The organism is Marinomonas sp. G8-14, from assembly GCF_055808935.1.
Genome location: NZ_CM147891.1, coordinates 3,939,538 through 3,958,738 on the forward strand (window position 1 = coordinate 3,939,538; position 19,201 = coordinate 3,958,738).

At 44.8% G+C, this 19,201-nt stretch carries 21 protein-coding genes and 4 pseudogenes; 17 read left to right on the forward strand and 8 right to left on the reverse strand.

All coding sequences use genetic code 11. From position 1 onward, the window contains the following. The first annotated feature begins 1 nt into the window (after position 1). The 4 genes from ugpC to AC0L6V_RS20140 are packed head-to-tail and all read left to right on the forward strand — an operon-like array spanning position 2 to position 3,448. Positions 2–1,069: a sn-glycerol-3-phosphate ABC transporter ATP-binding protein UgpC gene (gene ugpC / locus AC0L6V_RS20125; RefSeq protein WP_409418982.1), complete on the forward strand. Its 1,068-nt coding sequence runs from the start codon at positions 2–4 to the stop codon at positions 1,067–1,069. A gap of 40 nt (positions 1,070–1,109) precedes the next feature. After that, positions 1,110–1,835 (forward strand): glycerophosphoryl diester phosphodiesterase, encoded by a 726-nt coding sequence (locus AC0L6V_RS20130; RefSeq protein WP_418138550.1) that lies wholly within the window; start codon positions 1,110–1,112, stop codon positions 1,833–1,835. Between the two features lie 28 nt (positions 1,836–1,863). Next, complete coding sequence (locus AC0L6V_RS20135) at positions 1,864–2,622, forward strand: DeoR/GlpR family DNA-binding transcription regulator (protein ID WP_418138551.1); 759 nt, start codon at positions 1,864–1,866, stop codon at positions 2,620–2,622. A 7-nt stretch (positions 2,623–2,629) separates the two neighbouring features. After that, positions 2,630–3,448 carry an HAD family hydrolase gene (locus tag AC0L6V_RS20140; protein WP_265220112.1) on the forward strand — a complete coding sequence of 273 codons (819 nt, stop codon included), beginning with the start codon at positions 2,630–2,632 and terminating at the stop codon, positions 3,446–3,448. 6 nt (positions 3,449–3,454) lie between these two features. On the opposite strand, the gene AC0L6V_RS20145 is transcribed toward AC0L6V_RS20140, so the two are convergent. Further along, on the reverse strand, positions 3,455–4,360 hold the full coding sequence (locus AC0L6V_RS20145; RefSeq protein ID WP_265220113.1) for a DUF808 domain-containing protein: 906 nt from the start codon (positions 4,358–4,360) through the stop codon (positions 3,455–3,457). A 24-nt stretch (positions 4,361–4,384) separates the two neighbouring features. Next, positions 4,385–5,152, reverse strand: coding sequence for an IclR family transcriptional regulator (locus AC0L6V_RS20150; RefSeq protein ID WP_265220114.1), 768 nt, complete (start codon positions 5,150–5,152; stop codon positions 4,385–4,387). A gap of 153 nt (positions 5,153–5,305) precedes the next feature. On the opposite strand from AC0L6V_RS20150, the gene AC0L6V_RS20155 reads away from it, so the two are divergent. The 7 genes and pseudogenes from AC0L6V_RS20155 to AC0L6V_RS20185 all read left to right on the forward strand — a co-directional run bounded on the left by AC0L6V_RS20155 (position 5,306) and on the right by AC0L6V_RS20185 (position 10,211). Then, the gene (locus AC0L6V_RS20155) at positions 5,306–6,199 is read left to right on the forward strand and encodes a GAK system CofD-like protein (RefSeq protein WP_265220115.1); all 894 of its coding nucleotides are present in this window, start codon (positions 5,306–5,308) and stop codon (positions 6,197–6,199) included. Further along, positions 6,150–6,488: a CofD/YvcK family protein gene (locus AC0L6V_RS20160; RefSeq protein WP_265220116.1), complete on the forward strand. Its 339-nt coding sequence runs from the start codon at positions 6,150–6,152 to the stop codon at positions 6,486–6,488. The genes AC0L6V_RS20155 and AC0L6V_RS20160 overlap by 50 nt, the downstream gene beginning before the upstream one ends. A gap of 163 nt (positions 6,489–6,651) precedes the next feature. Beyond that, positions 6,652–7,671 (forward strand): response regulator, encoded by a 1,020-nt coding sequence (locus AC0L6V_RS20165; protein WP_265220117.1) that lies wholly within the window; start codon positions 6,652–6,654, stop codon positions 7,669–7,671. Positions 7,672–8,062: 391 nt separating this feature from the next. Further along, positions 8,063–8,637, forward strand: a pseudogene (locus AC0L6V_RS20170) (GGDEF domain-containing protein). A gap of 30 nt (positions 8,638–8,667) precedes the next feature. Beyond that, complete coding sequence (locus tag AC0L6V_RS20175) at positions 8,668–9,558, forward strand: DUF4394 domain-containing protein (protein WP_265220120.1); 891 nt, start codon at positions 8,668–8,670, stop codon at positions 9,556–9,558. After that, a complete protein-coding gene (locus AC0L6V_RS20180) occupies positions 9,548–9,904 on the forward strand; it encodes a hypothetical protein (protein WP_418138552.1) in 357 nt (118 codons plus the stop codon). Before AC0L6V_RS20175 ends, AC0L6V_RS20180 begins: the two co-directional genes overlap by 11 nt. Then, positions 9,882–10,211 (forward strand): cupredoxin domain-containing protein, encoded by a 330-nt coding sequence (locus AC0L6V_RS20185; RefSeq protein WP_418138553.1) that lies wholly within the window; start codon positions 9,882–9,884, stop codon positions 10,209–10,211. Before AC0L6V_RS20180 ends, AC0L6V_RS20185 begins: the two co-directional genes overlap by 23 nt. A 91-nt stretch (positions 10,212–10,302) precedes the next feature. On the opposite strand, the gene AC0L6V_RS20190 is transcribed toward AC0L6V_RS20185, so the two are convergent. Next, positions 10,303–10,791, reverse strand: a complete 489-nt coding sequence (locus AC0L6V_RS20190; protein ID WP_265220123.1) for an ATP-dependent zinc protease family protein — start codon at positions 10,789–10,791, stop codon at positions 10,303–10,305. Between the two features lie 316 nt (positions 10,792–11,107). On the opposite strand from AC0L6V_RS20190, the gene AC0L6V_RS20195 reads away from it, so the two are divergent. Beyond that, a complete protein-coding gene (locus AC0L6V_RS20195) occupies positions 11,108–11,917 on the forward strand; it encodes a D-hexose-6-phosphate mutarotase (protein WP_418139102.1) in 810 nt (269 codons plus the stop codon). Between the two features lie 101 nt (positions 11,918–12,018). On the opposite strand, the pseudogene AC0L6V_RS20200 reads toward AC0L6V_RS20195, so the two are convergent. Continuing rightward, positions 12,019–12,794, reverse strand: a pseudogene (locus tag AC0L6V_RS20200) (exodeoxyribonuclease III). A 117-nt stretch (positions 12,795–12,911) separates the two neighbouring features. On the opposite strand from AC0L6V_RS20200, the pseudogene pyrE reads away from it, so the two are divergent. Next, positions 12,912–13,560: pseudogene (gene pyrE / locus AC0L6V_RS20205) on the forward strand (orotate phosphoribosyltransferase). Positions 13,561–13,603: 43 nt separating this feature from the next. On the opposite strand, the gene slmA reads toward pyrE, so the two are convergent. From slmA to dut, 3 genes are all read right to left on the reverse strand, one after another. Beyond that, complete coding sequence (gene slmA, locus AC0L6V_RS20210) at positions 13,604–14,197, reverse strand: nucleoid occlusion factor SlmA (RefSeq protein WP_265220126.1); 594 nt, start codon at positions 14,195–14,197, stop codon at positions 13,604–13,606. A 76-nt stretch (positions 14,198–14,273) separates the two neighbouring features. Next, the gene (gene argB / locus AC0L6V_RS20215; RefSeq protein WP_265220127.1) at positions 14,274–15,182 is read right to left on the reverse strand and encodes an acetylglutamate kinase; all 909 of its coding nucleotides are present in this window, start codon (positions 15,180–15,182) and stop codon (positions 14,274–14,276) included. A 320-nt stretch (positions 15,183–15,502) separates the two neighbouring features. Beyond that, positions 15,503–15,958 (reverse strand): dUTP diphosphatase, encoded by a 456-nt coding sequence (dut, locus tag AC0L6V_RS20220; protein ID WP_265220128.1) that lies wholly within the window; start codon positions 15,956–15,958, stop codon positions 15,503–15,505. A gap of 153 nt (positions 15,959–16,111) precedes the next feature. Here dut and AC0L6V_RS20225 point away from each other — a divergent pair, with 153 nt between their 5' ends. The 3 genes from AC0L6V_RS20225 to AC0L6V_RS20235 are packed head-to-tail and all read left to right on the forward strand — an operon-like array spanning position 16,112 to position 17,189. Beyond that, positions 16,112–16,672, forward strand: coding sequence for a dCTP deaminase (locus AC0L6V_RS20225; RefSeq protein ID WP_265220129.1), 561 nt, complete (start codon positions 16,112–16,114; stop codon positions 16,670–16,672). After that, the gene (locus AC0L6V_RS20230) at positions 16,672–16,926 is read left to right on the forward strand and encodes a hypothetical protein (protein WP_265220130.1); all 255 of its coding nucleotides are present in this window, start codon (positions 16,672–16,674) and stop codon (positions 16,924–16,926) included. The genes AC0L6V_RS20225 and AC0L6V_RS20230 overlap by 1 nt, the downstream gene beginning before the upstream one ends. 2 nt (positions 16,927–16,928) lie before the next feature. Continuing rightward, complete coding sequence (locus AC0L6V_RS20235; protein ID WP_418138554.1) at positions 16,929–17,189, forward strand: dCTP deaminase; 261 nt, start codon at positions 16,929–16,931, stop codon at positions 17,187–17,189. Here AC0L6V_RS20235 and coaBC read toward each other — a convergent pair. Next, the gene (gene coaBC / locus AC0L6V_RS20240; protein ID WP_409418988.1) at positions 17,179–18,408 is read right to left on the reverse strand and encodes a bifunctional phosphopantothenoylcysteine decarboxylase/phosphopantothenate--cysteine ligase CoaBC; all 1,230 of its coding nucleotides are present in this window, start codon (positions 18,406–18,408) and stop codon (positions 17,179–17,181) included. The two genes, AC0L6V_RS20235 and coaBC, sit on opposite strands and share 11 nt — an antisense overlap. Positions 18,409–18,512: 104 nt before the next feature. Between coaBC and radC the strand changes: the two are divergent. Next, positions 18,513–19,188: pseudogene (gene radC, locus AC0L6V_RS20245) on the forward strand (RadC family protein). Positions 19,189–19,201: the final 13 nt, after the last annotated feature.

Sequence of the window (19,201 nt, forward strand, 5' to 3'; positions counted from 1 at the left end):
CATGACGGACGTTATTTTAGAAAAAGTGGGCAAGACCTACCCTAATGGTTATCACGCGATTCCAAGCGTCGATTTATCGATTGAAGAAGGTGAGTTTATTGTGTTGGTTGGCCCTTCTGGCTGTGGTAAATCTACTCTGCTGCGTATGGTGGCCGGGTTGGAAAGTATTTCCACAGGCGAGCTGCGCATTCGTGGCGAGCGTATGAATGAAAAAGAGCCTGCGGACCGTGACATTGCGATGGTGTTTCAGAACTATGCCTTATACCCACACATGACGGTCTATGACAACATGGCTTATGGTTTGAAAAATCGAGGCATGGCAAAAGACCTGATTGCGGAAAAAGTCAGTGATGTGGCGGCTATGTTGGGGTTAACGGAGTTGCTGCAGCGTAAACCACGTCAGTTATCCGGCGGTCAACGTCAGCGTGTTGCCATGGGACGTGCCATGGTTCGAGATCCGAAAGTGTTCTTGTTTGATGAGCCTTTGTCTAATCTAGATGCAAAGTTGCGTGTGCAGATGCGTGTTGAGATTCGTCAATTGCAGCGTAAATTAGGCACCACGACCTTGTACGTGACCCACGATCAGGTAGAAGCCATGACCTTGGCGGATCGCTTGGTGGTGTTGAATAAAGGCAAAGCTGAACAGATCGGTACACCAATGGATTTGTACAATAAACCGGCTACGCCATTTGTGGCGGCGTTTATTGGTTCGCCTTCGATGAATTTGCTTGATGCTCATTTGACTGAGCAAGGCATCACGGTATCCGATGAATTAACCTTACCATTGTCTCATCCGCATCGAGGGGCGATTGTCTGGGGGATTCGTCCTGAACATTTAGACGTCAGTGACGAGCATAATGCCGATTTCGCTTTGCGTATTCAGGCAGTAGAATCGTTAGGAGCCGAGACGTTAATTCACGGTAAGGTGGAAACGCCGTCTGGTCAAGGCGATGCTATGGTGGTACGTCTTTCTGGGCCGCATTTACCGGATATTAATAGCCTTATGTGGCTCAAGGCGCCAGCTCAATACTGGCATTTATTCGACGCAGTAACTCAACAGAGATTGTGAGATTGGTATGCAAAATGACACGCTTGTGAAGCAGGATATTTTGAAGACAAAAGTAATGGGTCATCGAGGGGCGGCATTATTGGCGCCAGAAAACACCTTGGCGTCGATTCGTGCCGCGGCCGATGTGGGTGCGACGTGGGTGGAAATTGATGTGTATTTGATCGCCGAAGGTGGGTTAATCATTTTCCACGATGACAGCCTTGATCGTTGCACGAATGGATCGGGTGTGACACGTGAAGCACGTCCAACCGAGGTGGCGGAATTGGATGCAGGATCTTGGTTCTCTGATGCGTTTGCGGGCGAGAAAGTGCCAACCTTGTTGGAAGCATTGGAATGCATTCAGTCGTTGAATCTGGGTTTGAATCTTGAGATTAAACACGACAGCGCCGATGTGGAAAATATCGTACCGGCGGTGATGGCGATGTTGCGTGATCACTGGGAAGACAACAACAAGTTGATGATTTCCAGTTTTAATCTGGCGGCGTTAGAGCTGTGTTACGAGATTGATCCTCAGCGTTATCTTGCGCCCTTGTATGAAGAGATTCCAGACGACTGGCAAGAGCAGCTTGCAGGTATTGAAGCATACAGTCTGAATTGTGATTACTCCCGTTTGACCGAAGCGCAAGCGCGTGCGGTTAAAGCCGCGGGGTATAAATTGCTGTGTTATACCGCTAATGATCCCCAAAAAGTGGAAGCACATTGGGAGTGGGGCATGGATGCCGTTATTACCGACGATCCGACGAAATTCGCGTTCTTGTCGGAATAACCATGCTTTGTGGCATTAAGGTTGTTTTGTGAGTTTAAACGAGCGACAAAATCAGATTTTAAACTGGGTACAGCAGGAAGACGCTTTGCTAGTGGAGGAGATGGTGGCACGTTTCAATGTGTCATCACAAACCATTCGTAAAGACATAAATCAGCTGGCTGAGCGTCATCTAGTTCGTCGTACCCATGGCGGTATTGCCCTGGTTTCTAGTACCGAAAATCTGCCGTTTGATCATCGCCAGTTTTTGAACAGTGATGCGAAACAGGCCATTGCGGCGAAAGTAGCGCAGATGATTCCGAGTGGTGCGTCGGTTTTTTTGGGCATTGGTACAACGGTGGAGTACGTGGCAAAAGCCTTGGTTTCTCACCATGATTTGCAGGTGTTCACGAATAATCTGACGGTCGCGAGTATTTTGGGGAATTATCCGCATATTCGTGTGCGGGTATTAGCCGGTAAATTGCGTCATCAACACCATGATTTGGTCGGCGAAGAGACCTTGTATGGGTTGCGTCAATATTATTTTGATTATGGCGTATTGGGCTGTGGTGGCATGGATGAAGAGCAAGGGATATTAGATTTTGACCCAGAAGAGGCGGCGGTAAGTCGCGTTCTGGTGGAGCAAAGTCGCTATAGCTTGTTGGTGGCGGATCAACACAAGTGGGGGCGTAAAGCAATGGCGCGAGTGCAGCCCTTTTCATCGATTGATTGGTTTTTTAGTGATGCACTCACCGAGTCGCAAACCCAATTACTCACCTCTCATGGTGTTCATATTAAACTTTGCTCGTAGGACGAATATGTCGATATCCGCTTTTTCTGCGCAGCCTTTGTCTGCTTTAGAGGACAACGCCTGTCAAAACTTACGATTTATTTTAACGGACTTTGATGACACGCTGACCTGGGAAGGTCAATTGCCTGTCGATACTTTGCAGGCTTTGGCACGGTTACAGGCCAATGGCATTAAGGTGATTCCCGTCACCGGTGGCTGTGCTGGTTGGTCAGACATGATTGCTAGGGCCTTGCCTGTGGATGGCGTGATTACTGAAGGTGGTGCCTGCTTTATTGGTAGAACGGCAGACCGTCACTTGACCTATTCTTTCTGGCGAGAAGAGTCAGCGATGCGAGCGGAACAGGCGCTTTTACTGGCTCAGGTGAATCAGGTGTTAAGGCAGTTTCCGCGTTTGCGTTTGGCGCGAGATCAGGCCTATCGTCTTACCGATGTGGCGATCGATTATGCGCAAGATGTGAAGCCAGCTGCGATAGCAGACAAAGACGCGTGTTTGGCGGCGCTCATTGCTCTGGGTTTAAATGCGAAGGCAAGTTCGATCCATATTAACGTGTGCTCTCAAGGTTACGATAAATTTTCTATGGCGCAGCGTGTGTTAGTCGATGTGTATGGATTAAGTGACGCGCAGCAGCAAGAGCAAGTGCTTTACGTTGGTGATGCACCTAACGATGAAAGCATGTTTGCGCGTTTTCCGCTGAGTGTCGGGGTGGCGAATATTGCCGAGCACTTGTCGATTATGCGTCACCATCCTCGTTATCAGACGACGCAACCCGGCGGCTTGGGTTTTGCCGAACTCGCCGAGTTTATTTTGTCTGCACGACAAGCCTAAGTGTTCTTAGGCTTTCTTTTTATTGAAAAGAGACGCAATAGCAACAGCAACACCACCCAGAATTAAGCCAACTGAGAAGCTAATGCCTGTGTTTATTAAGCTTGTAACAAGTGGAATTTGGGCAATTTCACCAGACACGGCCATATCAGCAAGGTGATGCAAGGTGGGTAAGCCGTGAACAAAAATACCGCCGCCCACTAAAAACATGGCAATGGTACCGACAATGGACAGCAGTCGGATCAACGTGGGAGCGCCTTTTAATATGACTAAACCAAGTTGTTTGATGCATGAGTTTTTTGATTGATGTAGGTGTAAGCCAATATCGTCAAGACGCACGATTAAGCCAACCAATAAATACACACCAACCGTGACAATAAAGGCTATCAGGCTAACGACAATGGCTTGGGTTAATAAGCTTTGTCCCGCTACGGTGCCAAGGGAAATAACGATAATCTCGGCTGACAACACAAAGTCGGTACGAATCGCGCCTTTCACTTTGCTTTTTTCCAATGCAACTATCTCTGCAGCTGAGTTCGCCTGTTTGACGTTTTTTCTTAGGTTTTCTTTTTCTTCATGGTTGTCTTTAAATGTGTGAAGGACTTTTTCCACCCCCTCAAAACACAGATACAGACCACCAGCCATTAATAAGGGCTGGATTAGCCAAGGGATAAAGGCGCTGATGGCTAATGCCAGCGGCACGAGAATCAATTTGTTTAAAAAAGAACCTTTAGCGACGGCCCAGACCACGGGCAATTCACGGTCTGCTTTTACACCAGATACCTGTTCTGCGTTTAACGCAAGGTCGTCTCCCAAGACGCCAGCGGTTTTTTTCGCCGCGACTTTAGAAAAAACCGCTACATCGTCCAGCAGTGTGGTGATGTCATCAAGTAGTGCTAATAGACCGGTGGCCATGGTTTTCTCTCTTGCAATGATAGGTTAATCACACGCCCCAAGGCGTTTTGATATGGTATTGGCAGCGTCTTTTACTTGGATTTTCATGTCCTCATAGACATCATCGCTAGTTCGGAAAGCCGGAGCGGTAACACTGATGGCTGCCACGGCTTCATGGCGTGAGTTGAAAATGGGTGCCGCTGCGCACTTTATGCCCATCTCGTGCTCTTCTAAATCGAGGGAGATTCCCTTTTCTCTAATTTGTGCCAAGTTGGCTTTTAGGGCTTCTGGCGTGGTTAGAGTATGTTCTGTGTGGCGGAAAAAGGCTTGATGATCGATGATGTCTTTTTGTTTATCATCGGGTAAAAACGCCAACATGGCTTTACCAACGCCGGTGCAATAGACAGGGCCTTTTTTTCCCACTGCTGAATAAAGCCGTAAGCTTTTAGGGCTTTCCAGTTTGTCGATATAAATCACGTCTGCGCCATCTAAGACCGCGAGGTGGATGGTTTCTTGTGTGCTTGACCATAACTCTCGCATCGGGGCGGCTGCCACGTCACGAATGTCCAAATTAGCCCAGGTACGGTGAGCGAGAGCCAGTAACCCATAACCCGGATAATAGGCTTGCTTGTGCTCATCAAAGCGTACTAGGCCATGCTCAAGTAATGTGTTTAATTGACGATGAGCGGTGGCTTTGGGCAACTCGGAAAGCTCGACCAGTTCCGCAAACCTTAGTGGTACGGGGGAAGTGCAAACGTGGTTCAGCATATTGAGTGCTTTGCTAAGAGATGACCCAGAATTTTTGGTTTCCATGGCGCTTCCTGAAAGTAATACGTGCTATTGTTTTAATGATTTTTTGCATGGCGAGCATTTTAGCATTGTGTATCATGGGAAGGTAATATTAAGCCAATTTTACGTGTTTCCTAACGCTTCTGGTGGCGATTTTTTTATTTGTATGAGGTTTTTATGACAAGCTCTTTGCGTGTTTGGCGTCGTATGGTCATGCCAGATCCTGTTCGCGTTCATCGTTACCAGAGCTTACCTGAACAAGGGCCAAAAGTGCTGTTTTTTAGCGGTGGTTCGGCGTTAAATAAAGTCAGTCGAGTGTTTAAAGAATACACCCATCACTCTATTCATCTGGTGACACCGTTTGATTCTGGTGGTAGCTCCGCACGGTTACGGGCCGAGTTTGATATTCCGGCCGTGGGCGATTTACGTAGCCGCTTGATGGCGTTGGCGGATGAAACAGTTATGGGGCAGCCGGAGGTGTATAATCTTTTTACTCATCGCCTTCCACAGCAAGCAGAGTTGTCAGTGTTAAGGGCGCAGTTACAACAATTAGTTGCGGGAGAGCATCCACTTATTGCGTGTATTCCTAATCCTATGAAAGCATTAATTCAAATGCATTTGGCCGTGACTCAAGCACGCATTCATGACAATTTTGATTTGCGTGGTGCCAGTATTGGCAATCTGATTATGGCCGGTGGGTATTTGAATAATCAACAACAGTTAGACCCGATTGTTTTTTTATTTTCCCGTTTAGTAAAAGCGTTAGGAGAGGTAAAAACCACACTGGATGCCAGTTTGCATTTGGGGGTTGAACTTGAGAACGGAGAGACTGTCTTAGGACAGCACAACATTACCGGTAAAGAAACTCAGGTGTTGCCGAGTCCGATAAAGCGAATTTGGTTAAATAAGGGCTTGCGTCATATTGTGCCGACGAATTGTTATATTGCCGACGACCGCAAAGATGCCATTGAAGGCGCTGATTTGATTTGCTATCCGCCTGGTAGTTTTTACAGCAGCTTGCTTGCGAATCTTTTGCCAGGGGGTTGGCCGTTCCATTCGTCAGAATGCTAATCCAAAAGTATATTTACCCAATTTGGGGGAGGATCCAGAGCAGCAAGGCTTGTCTTTAATGGAAAGGGTTAAGCGCTTAATAGAGACAGTATGTGCTGATGATAAATCCGTTGAATGTTTCTCTGCTTTGGATTATTTATTGCTTGATGATAAATATGATTATGGTGATATTGATGTTTCTGCGTTGACGGCGCTTAAGGTGACCGTGATTAAAACCCCGTTAATAACCGACAAACAGCACAAGTATGATGAACGTTTAGTGGCTAAAGCATTGTTATCGTTCGTTTAGTTTACGACATTATTTAATACAAAGGCTTGAAGACGAGTAACGCAAGGGGGGTATCTGTATTTATGTTGATTTAGTTACGTGAAATAACATTTTTTTGGTTTTAGAAACGCTGCCTTAAGTGTCATAGTATACACCTGTGGCACTTATCAAAAAGAGAAGGGTAATGAGTACACGAGTACTGATTTGTGATGATTCAAAAATTGCACGTAAGCAATTAACACGAGTGTTACCGGCGGATTGGGATATTGATGTTGAATACGCCGAGCATGGAGAGGAAGCACTAGAGAAATTATCGGCTTCTGCTTTTGATATTTTATTTCTAGATCTCAATATGCCAGTTAAAGACGGCTATGAGACACTTGAAGCGCTTCAATCTTTTGATTTATCTCCGGCTGTTATTGTCGTTTCTGGCGATGTTCAGCCTAAGGCGATACAACGCGTAAAAGAAATGGGTGCCGTGGCTTTCCATAAAAAGCCAGCCTCTGCGGAAGAGTTAAGAAGGTTATTGATATCCTTAGGGCTTTTCTCTGTTCAGGGCACCGAAGATCAGCAGCCTTTTATTATTGAACAAACAACAGCGGCTGAGCAATTTACTCTCAATGAGTGTTTGCAAGAAATTTCTAATATTGCCATGGGGCGTGCTGCTAGCGTTTTAGCGGATATGCTCAATGTGTTTATAAAATTGCCTGTTCCTCGAGTCAATATTTTGGAAGTCAGTGAGCTACAAATGGCGCTTGATTACAGTGTCAAGGATGACAGCTGTTCTGCTGTCTCGCAGGGCTTTGTTGGCTCCGGGATTGCATTTGAGACCTTGCTTATTTTTAGTGATTCGAGCTTTCCGGATATGGCAAAACTGCTCGGTATGACAGAAACTATTGATTCTGTCGTTGAAGTTGAGCTGTTGATGGATGTGTCATCTGTATTGGTTGGTCCATTTATTGATGCGTTTGGTAAGCAATTGAATATCGATTTTAGCCATAGCCACCCTGCATTATTTGCACAACACGCTAAGGTGGCGGACTTAGTAAATATCAAAAAAGCGAAGTGGAAACGTACACTGGTGGTTGAGATTGTTTATGAAGTAGAAAATTATCAAATTAGCTGTGACTTGATGATGCTGTTCACTGAGGATTCTGTATCGGAGCTAGAAAATTTACTGTCCTATTTGGTTGAGGAAGATTAAATAAATGAGCAGCAACCCAGAAGATATCATGGAACTGCATTGGCTATTCGATATGCTTCAGCATATTGATGTAGGTTTAGTGGTTTTAAATGATAAATATGAAGTCAAGCTCTGGAATAGTTTCATAGAAAATCACAGTGGCGTGAGCTCGTCTATTGCTAAAGGGCAGTCTTTATTTAACATTTTCCCGACGATTAATAGTAATTGGCTACAGCAAAAATTAGATAATGTTATTGCATTAAGAACGCCCATTTTTATTTCCTGGGAACAACGCCCACATTTATTTCCTTTTAAAAGCTATCGCCCTATAACGGGGATGGCTGAAAAGATGTACCAGAATGTTGCTTTACGACCCATTACTAATGCTGATGGAACGGTTAAGTATGTTTGTATGGTGGTTTACGATGTGACTGATGTCGCTACCAATAAAGAATCATTGTCTAATGCAAATCGTAAATTGGATTATTTAAGTAAAACTGACCCTCTAACCTCTCTGCATAATCGAGGCAGTTTGGATAAGGTGTTAAATAATGCTTTCGAGGTGTTTAAACAGAGTAATGCTTCGTATTCTTTGGTGATGGCTGACATTGATCACTTTAAACAAGTGAACGATCGATATGGTCATCCTGTAGGTGATCAGGTATTGCAAGCGGTCGCTAAAGTGTTGTCTTCTGGTGCCAGAAAAACGGATTTTGTGGGGCGTTATGGTGGCGAAGAGTTCGTTATTGTTTTGCCCAATACAGACTCGGCTGGTGCGTTTTTTTCTGTGAAACAGTACGTAAGAAAATCGCAGAGATCAAAATAAAAGCTGCTGACACTGTCGTTTCCGTGACGATAAGTTTTGGTGTATCAGAAGCCTGTAGTTCAGATGAAGATGTACATGATTGGTTAAGTCGCTCTGATGAGGCTCTATATAAGGCAAAAGAGGGCGGTCGAAATCGATCCGTAGTTGTGAGCGGTGTCTGATTGCTTCAATAAATTAAAAGAGAATACATAATGCGTCAAATTCGTTCCCTATGTTTTGCCATGCTAATGTTGTCCGGTTCTCTGCAGGCACAATCGATACAAGAGATAGCACCTGATGCTGAACTACCAGAAAATATGCTGGCTCTGTTGTCTAATAATCGATTGATCAAATTTAACGTGGCGCATCCAGATTCGATCATCAGTCGCGTAACGTTACAGGGGGTTAAGCAACAAGATGAGCGCATTGTCGGCATTGACTATCGCGTCGCATACGGTGTCTTGTATGCCGTTTCCAATACAGGACAGGTGTACACTGTTAATACAGACTCAGGTCAGATGACTCCGATTGGTGAGCCAACACAGCAAGTTGTCTTAGAGGGCGCTCTTTATGGGGTAGACTTTAATCCAGCTGCCGATCGTATTCGTGTCGTAACTGATGCGGGTGTAAACAGTCGAATGCACCCTGAAATGGGTCTTTATGTGGATAATAACTCAGATTTGGCGGGTGTGCAGCTTGATGGTTCATTGCAGTACAACCTTGATGATGTGTCCCATGGTTTAGCGCCGCACTTGGTCGCTGCCGCTTATACTTATAACGCAAAAAACAGCAAATTGACGACCAATTTTGCCATTGATGCAGTGCAAGGGGCTTTGGTTACTCAAGGGACACGTGAAACAGATAAGGAGCAAGTGTCACCTAATACTGGTCGGCTTTATACGGTTGGTAAATTGGCAACTGGGCCAGTAGCTGATGCGCATTTTGATATTGCTGATGTGACCAATGCGGCTTATGTGGCGCTCAGTGCAGAAAAGAATCAGTCTTATATTCTGTATAAGATCAGCTTGGAAGACGCGCAGCTGATAAAAATTGGTGAGATCGCTTCAGGCCAGCCTATTGTGGGGATTGCAATTGAGCCTTAAGCGTGTTTTTTTATGTTTCTGGGTGACTCTTGGTGGATCGTGGTTGCCCTATGCTGGCGCGCATACGGTATCGGTCACGCTAACATCGCCAGATGGAACGCCGCTGGATTATAGCGCTGTTTTTTTTGAGCCGCTTTCATTTAAGCCAAAAGCGGTGAGCAAAGATTTGCCTGCTGTAGTGATCTCTCAAAAAAAACAAATGTTTTTACCGGCTATTACCATGTTGCAAACCGGGACGCGTGTTGAATTCCCTAATCTTGATACGGTTCGTCATCATGTCTATTCGTTTTCAGAAGCAAAGACATTCGATATCAAGTTGTATCTTGGACGGGCCTCCTTCCAGTGAATTGTTTGATCAATCTGGTGTGGTGGCACTAGGGTGTAACATTCATGACACTATGATCGCTTGGGTTGTGGTGGTTGATACCCCTTATTTTGCTTTAACCGACAAATTAGGGAATGCCACGGTTGATCTTCCTGCTGGAGACTACCAGCTCAAGGTATGGGATAGAAGGCAAATAGATATTCCTAATGATGGGCAACGCATCGCTGTGACACAAAATCAGTCATTTACTGTGTCCACAGACGTGCTGGATTTTGATCCATATACTGACGTTACAGGTGAGTCTGTCGATCATATACAAACCCCGTAGTGATCGCACTTAGATTCGCCGATGCTCTGCCAAAAAGACATCGGCCTTTCAATGACTCTGAGGTATTAGGGAGCCATTTAATCTCTACCTATCATGATGCTTTTGTTGTGCTATAGAGCGATTGCAACGAGCTTTTTGTTTTATCTCCTAATAAGCACATTTTCTCTGGATCAATTAAGATTCGACCGTTCATTGCTTCTCGTCCCAACAGCATTCTGTAACCCATGCTGTCACGATTGGTTAGTGTAACTTCTGCTTCCCATGTGGTACCGCCAAGAGAAAGAGGGACGCGGATAACAGGGCGTTTTTCCTTATCACCGCTCGAGCTTTTGATGACTCGCTGGTCAATAAGGGGCGCCTCACAATGCACTGTCACCTTACGATTTTTTTGTAATGGATGTACGTCAAATTTCACCCAATGCTCATCATCACGAGTGAAGCGAACAATATTGATTGCGTGCATAGAAGAGGTTTTCGCACCGGAGTCTACTCGTGCTTTGATGGCTGGAATGTCAAGGGAGGGAAATGCGCACCACTCGTCACAACCAATGATCATTTTTGGTTCGTTTTGTTGATTCATAAAGAAGAGAGTACCTTTTAAAATGAAAACAGAAGTCGGTTAACAAAGTGTTCGTTATTGCTGTGTTTTATAACGTAAAACCAAGGTCAGGTTAAGTGTTTATTCGGTTATCTGCTTTGTTGAATTGTCGATATAAACTCAAGCTATTGTAATCATGCTATCTGTAGCTAATATGGGGGGACGAAATTACTTTGACGGAGTTGTAGATGAATGGCCGATTGATGAGAGAGCTTGAAGAGTTGGGGGAGAAATCCGTCCCGCGAGCTTAAAAAAATGTGATGAAATTATCATTGATCAACCAGGCTTTAGTGCGACGATTGCATTATGGGGTGGGCATTTAGAAAGTTTTGTTCCAGTGGGTCAAGAAGATCTATTGTTTCAGTCTAGCAACCCTGGTGGGGAAGGGCGTTTTGGTCGCCGACATTTTGGCGTGCCGGTATGTTGGCCTTGGTTTGGTGCTCACGAGACGCAAAATGATTATCCTGCTCATGGCTTAGCGCGCTATTTTCGCTGGGAGTTCATTGAGGCGGGTCGTTTCAAAAATGGCGATGTAAAAATTGTGATTCGTTTGGCTTCAGAGGACCACCCTTTAATTGAAGAGATGTGGCCTTTGGCTTTTGAGTTACGTCAGGTCTTTCGTTTTTCGAGTAAAGGCTTTCGGATAAATTTTTCGGCGGCGAATCTATCGGATAAACCCATGCCAGTGAGTGAGGCACTTCATACTTATTTCAATGTATCGGACAACCAAACTGCCGCTGTACAGGGTTTGGACCAGATTAGTTATGTTGATAAGTTTGATAATGGCAGCCGTCAATTACAACAAGGTATAGTATCCCCCTGCGATCATATGGATCGAGTCTATTTATCGGCACCAGATACCTGCGAAATACTAGATGCGGGTTTACGAAGAAAGCTGATTATTCATACCGAAGGCAGTAATAGTACTGTGCTCTGGAACCCAGGTGCTGACATTGCCAAGCAGCGAACAGATATGGAAGATGAGGATTACCGTCGTTTTGTTTGTGTGGAAGCGGCTAATGCGCTCAGTGATGCGTACGAGATTCCACCTGGTGGCATTCATCAATTGAAGCTAAAAGTGAAGCATAAGCCTCTAGTGAACGCATAAGCGTATCCGTTGAGTTGATAGACGTAAATAGTAAAAAGGCCCGCCAGTGATAAAACGAGCGGGCCTTTTAGGTAATGACTTTATGAGAGTCTGGATAACGCTTAGTCGATATTGTATTCCATGATCAAAGGTGCGTGATCAGAGAAGCGCTGTCCTTTATAAATAGTGCCACCTTGGATCAGGTTTTTAATACCAGGTGTGGTAATTTGGTAATCCAAACGACCACCTTCGTCTAATTTCCAAGCGCGCTCATAGTCAGGCCACCAAGTATATTGCTTGTCTTGTTTGTTTACCTGACGGAATGCATCAACGTATTCCATTTCATTGAAAATTTCGTTTATCCATTTGCGCTCTTCTGGCAAAAAGCCAGAGTTGCGTTGATTTACAAACCAGCTGCTCACATCAATAGGAGAGCGTGCCACATTTGCTGTGCCGCAAAAAATAAATTCACGACGCTTACGGCGGGTTTTTATCAAATGGTTTTTAAAGCCTTCCATAAAGCGATATTTGTGCTCTTGTAGTGACTCTTCGTGATTTGAGCCATGAGGTGTTAAAAAAGCACCAATACTGACTTTATCGAAGTCAGCTTGGATGAAGCGTCCTTCGAAGTCACATTCAGGGAACCCCATACCTGTCATAATCGCTTTAGGCATGGTTTTACAATAGATAGCTACGCCTGCTTGTTCAGGATTTTCCATCGAGTCAAAGAAATACGTATTGAACTCTGGAGGAAAAAAACACTGTCATTTAGACTGCGCTCATCTGCCTGTATATCTTGCAGACATACAACATCTGGGTTCTGACGAACCATCCATTCAAAAAAGCCGCGATCCGCTGCTTGTCTTATACCGTTTACATTAAGGCTGATGACCTTCATTTCTGGTCCCTACAATTCCTAGCCGTGTGTTATATTAGCGCCTATCCAATGTTGGCATGGCTTCGCTCGTTCTTGGCGGCGCTTTGTTGTGTACTATTTTATCTTTCTGGAGTTGGCATGAAACCTTACCAAAGAGACTTTATTGAATTCGCTATTGAACAAAACGTGTTGCGCTTTGGCGAATTTACGCTTAAATCAGGCCGTGTGAGCTTCATACTTTTTTAATGCCGGCTTGTTTAGTTCAGGCCAAGCATTAGCGAAGTTAGGGCGCTTTTACGCAACCTCATTAATGGAAGCAAATGTTCCATTTGATGTTCTGTTCGGCCCTGCCTATAAAGGCATTCCATTGGCAACCACTACCGCCGTTGCCCTTTATGATCATCATAATGTAGACACACCATACGTTTTCAACCGTAAAGAAGCAAAAACTCACGGTGAGGGCGGCTCTCTTGTTGGTGCTCCTTTAGCGGGTAACGTCATGATCATTGACGACGTTATTACTGCGGGAACAGCCATTCGAGAGGTGATGGCTATTATTCAGCAAGCCAATGCCCTTCCTGCTGGTGTTCTGATTGCCTTGGATCGTCAGGAACGGGGACAAGGCGCATTATCGGCTATCCAAGAAGTCGAACGTGACTTTGGTATGCCCGTCATAAGTATCGTATCGTTAAATGACATCATGACGTATTTGGCAGAACAGGATTCTCCTGAATTTGCAAAACATCTTGATGCGGTTAAAGCGTATCGTCTTCAGTATGGTATTTAACTCAGTGTTAAAAAAGCTAAGGTTTGAGGGTTAGTCTCAAGCCTTAGCGATTTAACATCAAGTTTTGTGCCAAGATAGTCCATTGTTCTTGCCAAATGTCGATTGGCTTCACTTTAAATTCACTGCGCACATAATGGCGTATTTTGCCTTCGATCACAGCGATCAGGAAATTTGCACAAGGTGCAACGCCCATTGCTGGTCTTAATCCTTGTTTCAAATCGGCTTCACGCATTACTTGTTTCAGTTGGGTTTCAATACGATCAAATACCTGCGCAATACGGACGCGCAATCGTTCGGTCTCACCAGCCAGAGCATCTGCCGTTAATAAACGACACATACCTGGATTTTGCTCGGCAAACCCCAAAACCAATGTCATGATCATTTCGATCCGAGTCACTACATTGCTTTCGTCTTGTACAATACGGTTGATACGTGTGAAAAGCGTTTCTTCTATAAACTCAATCAAGCCTTCGAACATCTTCGCTTTACTGGGAAAATGGCGGTACAAAGCCGCTTCCGATACACCGACTTGCTTCGCTAGAGCGGAAGTTGTGATGCGCGCTCCAGGGCTACTTTCTAGCATTTGAGCCAGTGCCTGCAATATTTCTGTGCGACGGTCGTGTTTCTTGTTGCTCATTTGTCGTACCCAGTTACTAACCAGTATTGTTAATTGCCAGTATCGTTAAGTGATAATATCAATAACAGCGCAGTGTTTATTCGCCCACTTTCGTGTTGGATATGAGTGTGCCTACACCCGTATCGGTAAAGATTTCTAATAAAGTCGCATGCGGTACACGGCCATCGATAATATGCGCGCTTGTTACGCCAGCATTAACGGCAGACAGAGCGCAGCTAATCTTAGGCAACATACCGCCATAAATAGTACCGTCCGCAATTAAGGCATCGACTTGGGCCGTGCTCAATCCAGTTAACACATTGCCTTGCTTATCTTGTACGCCAGAAATATTGGTCAGCAGCATCAATTTTTCTGCGCCAACCGCTTCTGCCACTTTGCCTGCCACAAGGTCGGCATTGATGTTGTAGGAGTTGCCTTCATCGTCTACACCAATTGGTGCAATAACAGGAATCAGATCACTGTTTTCAAAGAACTTTAGGAAGCCGGTGTCGACGCTGGCGACTTCGCCAACGTGGCCAATATCCACTTGTTCTGGTGCTGTCATGCCTTCCGCTTGGTGTTTTACAAATAGCTTCTTCGCTTTAATAAAACGGCTATCCTTGCCTGTGATGCCGATGGCTTTGCCGCCCGCTTCACAAATTAAATTAACGATTTCTTTGTTTACTTGGCCACCGAGTACCATCTCAACCACATCCATGGTTGCAGTGTCAGTGACACGCATACCATTGATGAATTTTGATTCAATGTTCAGTTTAGCTAGCATTTCACCAATTTGTGGGCCACCACCGTGAACAACAATTGGGTTAATACCAATGGCTTTCATTAAAACGATGTCTCTTGCAAAACCCGCTTGTAGAGTTTCATCTGTCATGGCATTGCCGCCGTATTTAATAACCAGCGTTTTACCAGCAAAGCGTTGAATGTAAGGAAGCGATTCGCTTAAAACCTTAGCAACATCTAAAGCAGACTCACGAGAAAAAGCCACGTTTTACGTACTCCTGTAAACAAAAATGGGTCGCATAAAAAAACAGACTGTATAAATAGAAAACACTTCTATTCTTTACTAGATTATCTGGTTGCTGTGGCAAAACGATGACAGTCAAGGCTAACAACGAGTGTAAGCAACCACTTATGGTTAAAATAATAACGTGATCTTTGCGGATTAACTATAGAAATTTGTATGAAAATTACGAAGTTTGTACTTATGAAAGTAAATTTCTGTTTCACGGGAAAAGATGGGTGAGTGAATGTGGTAACGAAGGCTAAAAAGATGAAATATTCTCACCTTTTTAGCCGATTTTCTGCTTATTTGGTGCCTGTATGACCAAAGCCGCCTTCGCCGCGTTCGGTGTTGTTAGAAAACGAATCTACATAATCCAAATCAACTTTTACAATTGGCTGAAACAGTAATTGTGCGATTCTGTCTCCCGGATTTACGGTGAAAGGTTCTTGCCCATCATTGTGTATAAGAATGCCAAGTTCTCCATGATAATCTGAGTCAATGACTCCTGGATGCGCTCTTACGCCATGCTTTAGTGCTAACCCTGATCGAGAGGCGATGATTGCCACAATGTTAGGGTCTTTCATATTAAACGCTAAGCCAGAGGGAAAAAGATGACGTCCACCGCTTGGAATTGTCACTGAATCAGTAATACACGCTCTTAAGTCTAGAGCTGCTGACCCCGATGTTGCGTATTTTGGAAGTTCAATTGAGCTACCTAGTAGCGGATTAACAATTTTGGTTTCGATCTGTCTATGCATTAAAATAGCCTCACTAGCGGTTGTAGCATATCAACGCTTGTAATATATCATGTTTGAACTTAATGGCGCCAAGTCTGTTGTGAGTACCTGACATGAAAGAAGGCCCTACTTTTCATTTGCTTTGAAGGGATTTTTATTTTAAGGAGTGATGTTTTGATTTTGAATAGTAATTTAGGGGCTAGTAAAGTCCGTATAACCCCCCTAGTTGAACAAGGTAAAGAAAAGGTGTCTGTTGACCTTTCTGTTGGTTCTTTATACCGAAGAAGTGAAGACACAGACTGGCTTACAATAAATGGCTCTATTGTTCTGCAGCCGAATAGCTGTGTGATTATCCAGACTAAAGAAACCATTAATATGCCAAATGATGTATTTGGTTTTCTTTCAACTAAAGGCAGTATTGGAGCTAAAGGCATCATTACCGCTAATACTAAGTTAGATCCTCTATTTAACGGAGAACTAAATATCCCTGTCTTCAATGTGAGTGGTCGAAAAGTTGAGTTAAAAAAAGGTCAAGCATTTTGCTCTATGTCATTTTGGCGTACTGAGGCGCCGATTGTTGGTGAGGCTCGGCATGCTATTAACATACAGCCTGTAACAGAGGGGCGAGCCAGTAGCTTTTGGAATAGGTATTCTGTTCAAATAGTAGCTTCTGTCTTGACCTTTGTTGTGTCTGTAGCAGCATCGTTAACTACCTTTTTCATTTTGGGGGAATAATGCTTTTAACAAAAAATGCGTTGCAGACTTTGGTGACAGCGGGTTTAGTCGTTAATAAAAATAATGCTGTGCAAGTTGACGTGTCTTCTATTTGTCTGCGGTTAGACAATCAATTTACCGTGTATGATCCTTACGAAGGAGAACCTTTTACCCCTCCAAAGGCAATGCCCAGCACAATGAAAACCATTGCTCAAAATGATTTTTTTGTCTTACCTCCGGGGGCAGTGTGCTGGCTTGTACTGAGGAGTACATAACGATGCCAAATAATAAGTTTGGTTTAGTTCAAACGAAAGGTTCTATTGCTAGAGGGTTTATCTCGGTCCATATGAGTGATGGGCAAGTGGATCCCGGTTACAAAGGAAAAGTAACGTTAGAGCTCGTAAACATGAGTTCGTTTTATTACAAACTTGTACCGGGAATGCCAATTGCGTCTTTATTTATCATTAATACTGACGAAAGTGTAGAGCCTTATGATGGTCGTTATCAGTCTTCCAGTGGCCCTACTGCTATGAAATAGAAGTTTGTAGGGCATACTCGTTGATAAATTCAACGAGTTGTCCTGCAAGCGCATTTTTTGTGGTTTTGTCAGGTGACCACGTCTTGTCTTTGGTGATCACGGTGACTTGGTTGTCGTCTTGGTTAAAACCAATATCCGCGCGTGACACGTCGTTCGCGATGATGATGTCCAAGCCTTTTCGTTCAAGTTTGCTTTTTGCGTATTCGATCACGTTTTGCGTTTCTGCCGCAAAGCCAACCAGGGTTTTGGCGCGTTTTTGTTGGGCCAGGGTGGCGATGATATCTGGGTTTTTAACGAGGGTCAGGGTGATCTCATCGGTGTCGGATTGCTTTTTCATTTTTTGATCACAGGCGGCCTTCATTTTGAAGTCGGCCACGGCAGCAGCGCCAATGAATACATCCGCTTGTGTGATCATGCTCTGTTGGCAGGCTGCTAGCATTTCATCAGCGCTTTTTACGGCAATGATTTTCGCGCCAGCCGGTGCGGTGATTTGCACCGGGCCACTAATTAAAGTGACTGTCGCACCACGGGCTATGGCTGCGGTAGCGAGAGCGTAACCCATTTTTCCAGAGCTGTGATTGCTAATAAAACGAACAGGGTCGATGGCTTCCATGGTTGGACCGGCGGTGATGACCCAATGTTGGCCAGTCAAATCTTGTGTAACCTGAGCCTTATCGAAGTGCGTCATTATGGTGTTGAAAATGTCGCTCGGTTCGCTCATGCGCCCAGGACCAATGTCGCCACAGGCCTGAGCGCCATCGGCTGGGCCAATGTTGAGTACACCACGTTCGGTGAGTAGCTTGGCATTGGCTTGTGTAGCGGGGTGTTTCCACATGGCTTGGTTCATTGCAGGAGCAAGTAAAACCGGGGACTCTGTAGCCAAACACAAGGTGCTTAATAAGTCGTTTGCCATGCCTTGAGCATAACGTGCCATGAAATCCGCTGAGGCGGGCGCGATGACAATCAAATCTGCCCATTTCGCTAATTCTATGTGTCCCATTCCTGCTTCGGCATTCGGGTCTAATAAGGTGCTGCGAACTGGGTGACCAGAAATCGCTTGTAGGGTCATCTCAGTGACAAAGGCTTTTGCACCCTCGGTTAACACGACCTGAACGTCAGCGCCCGCCTTGGTTAACAAACGAATCAGCTCGATGCTTTTATAAGCAGCAATGCCACCAGTAATGCCTAATAGAATGCGTTTTTGAGCGAGATTTGACATAAAAAACTTCTCAATTCGTGCTGTGGTCGATAAAGTGAGCAATAGGCAGGACGCCCTTCTCATTGAAATTGAATGCAAGATTAACATGGATCAAGGAGTAGATCATGAGTATTAAACATTGGCCAGAGCAAGAAAGACCTCGAGAAAAACTCATTCATCAGGGGGCGAGTGCACTGAGTGACTCGGAATTATTGGCGATTTTTCTTCGTACTGGTACACAAGGTATCAGTGCCGTTGAGCTGGCTCGACAGGTATTGTCCCAATTCGGCGGTTTGCGTGCGTTAATGTCAGCCAGCCGCGAGGAGTTTTGTCAAGGCTTTGGTCTTGGTGATGCAAAATACACGCAATTACAAGCCGTGTTAGAAATGTCCAAACGACATTTACAAGAACAACTGATGCGCGAAACCGTGTTTACCAGCGCAGAACACGTCCGAACTTACCTTTCTTCCCAATTGCGTCATTCCCAACGAGAAATATTCGCAGTGCTTTTCTTAGACACCCAGCACAGATTAATCCGCTATCAAGAACTTTTTATGGGCACCATCGATGCCGCAGCTGTGTATCCACGTGAAGTCGTTAAAGCGGCCTTGCATTATAATGCCGCCGCGGTGATTCTCGCCCACAACCATCCAAGCGGCGTGGCGGAGCCTAGTCAGGCCGATATCAGCATTACCGAAAGAATTAAGCGGGCTTCTTGATCTCGTCGATGTGCGATTGCTTGATCACTTTGTGGTCGGCGATGGTTCGCCTGTTTCCTTGGCGGAGAGAGGCTTGGTATAAATACAAATTTTAG

What these genes read in the sequence shown, in the direction of transcription:
- ugpC (WP_409418982.1), top strand. Translation starts at nt 2, where the DNA reads ATGACGGACGTTATTTTAGAAAAAGTGGGCAAGACCTACCCTAATGGT.
- AC0L6V_RS20140 (WP_265220112.1), top strand. Translation starts at nt 2,630, where the DNA reads ATGTCGATATCCGCTTTTTCTGCGCAGCCTTTGTCTGCTTTAGAGGAC.
- coaBC (WP_409418988.1), bottom strand. Translation starts at nt 18,408, where the DNA reads ATGTCAAATCTCGCTCAAAAACGCATTCTATTAGGCATTACTGGTGGC.
- AC0L6V_RS20175 (WP_265220120.1), top strand. Translation starts at nt 8,668, where the DNA reads ATGCGTCAAATTCGTTCCCTATGTTTTGCCATGCTAATGTTGTCCGGT.
- slmA (WP_265220126.1), bottom strand. Translation starts at nt 14,197, where the DNA reads ATGAGCAACAAGAAACACGACCGTCGCACAGAAATATTGCAGGCACTG.
- AC0L6V_RS20150 (WP_265220114.1), bottom strand. Translation starts at nt 5,152, where the DNA reads ATGGAAACCAAAAATTCTGGGTCATCTCTTAGCAAAGCACTCAATATG.
- AC0L6V_RS20145 (WP_265220113.1), bottom strand. Translation starts at nt 4,360, where the DNA reads ATGGCCACCGGTCTATTAGCACTACTTGATGACATCACCACACTGCTG.
- AC0L6V_RS20235 (WP_418138554.1), top strand. Translation starts at nt 16,929, where the DNA reads ATGCCAAATAATAAGTTTGGTTTAGTTCAAACGAAAGGTTCTATTGCT.
- AC0L6V_RS20165 (WP_265220117.1), top strand. Translation starts at nt 6,652, where the DNA reads ATGAGTACACGAGTACTGATTTGTGATGATTCAAAAATTGCACGTAAG.
- dut (WP_265220128.1), bottom strand. Translation starts at nt 15,958, where the DNA reads ATGCATAGACAGATCGAAACCAAAATTGTTAATCCGCTACTAGGTAGC.
- AC0L6V_RS20190 (WP_265220123.1), bottom strand. Translation starts at nt 10,791, where the DNA reads ATGAATCAACAAAACGAACCAAAAATGATCATTGGTTGTGACGAGTGG.
- AC0L6V_RS20230 (WP_265220130.1), top strand. Translation starts at nt 16,672, where the DNA reads ATGCTTTTAACAAAAAATGCGTTGCAGACTTTGGTGACAGCGGGTTTA.
- AC0L6V_RS20155 (WP_265220115.1), top strand. Translation starts at nt 5,306, where the DNA reads ATGACAAGCTCTTTGCGTGTTTGGCGTCGTATGGTCATGCCAGATCCT.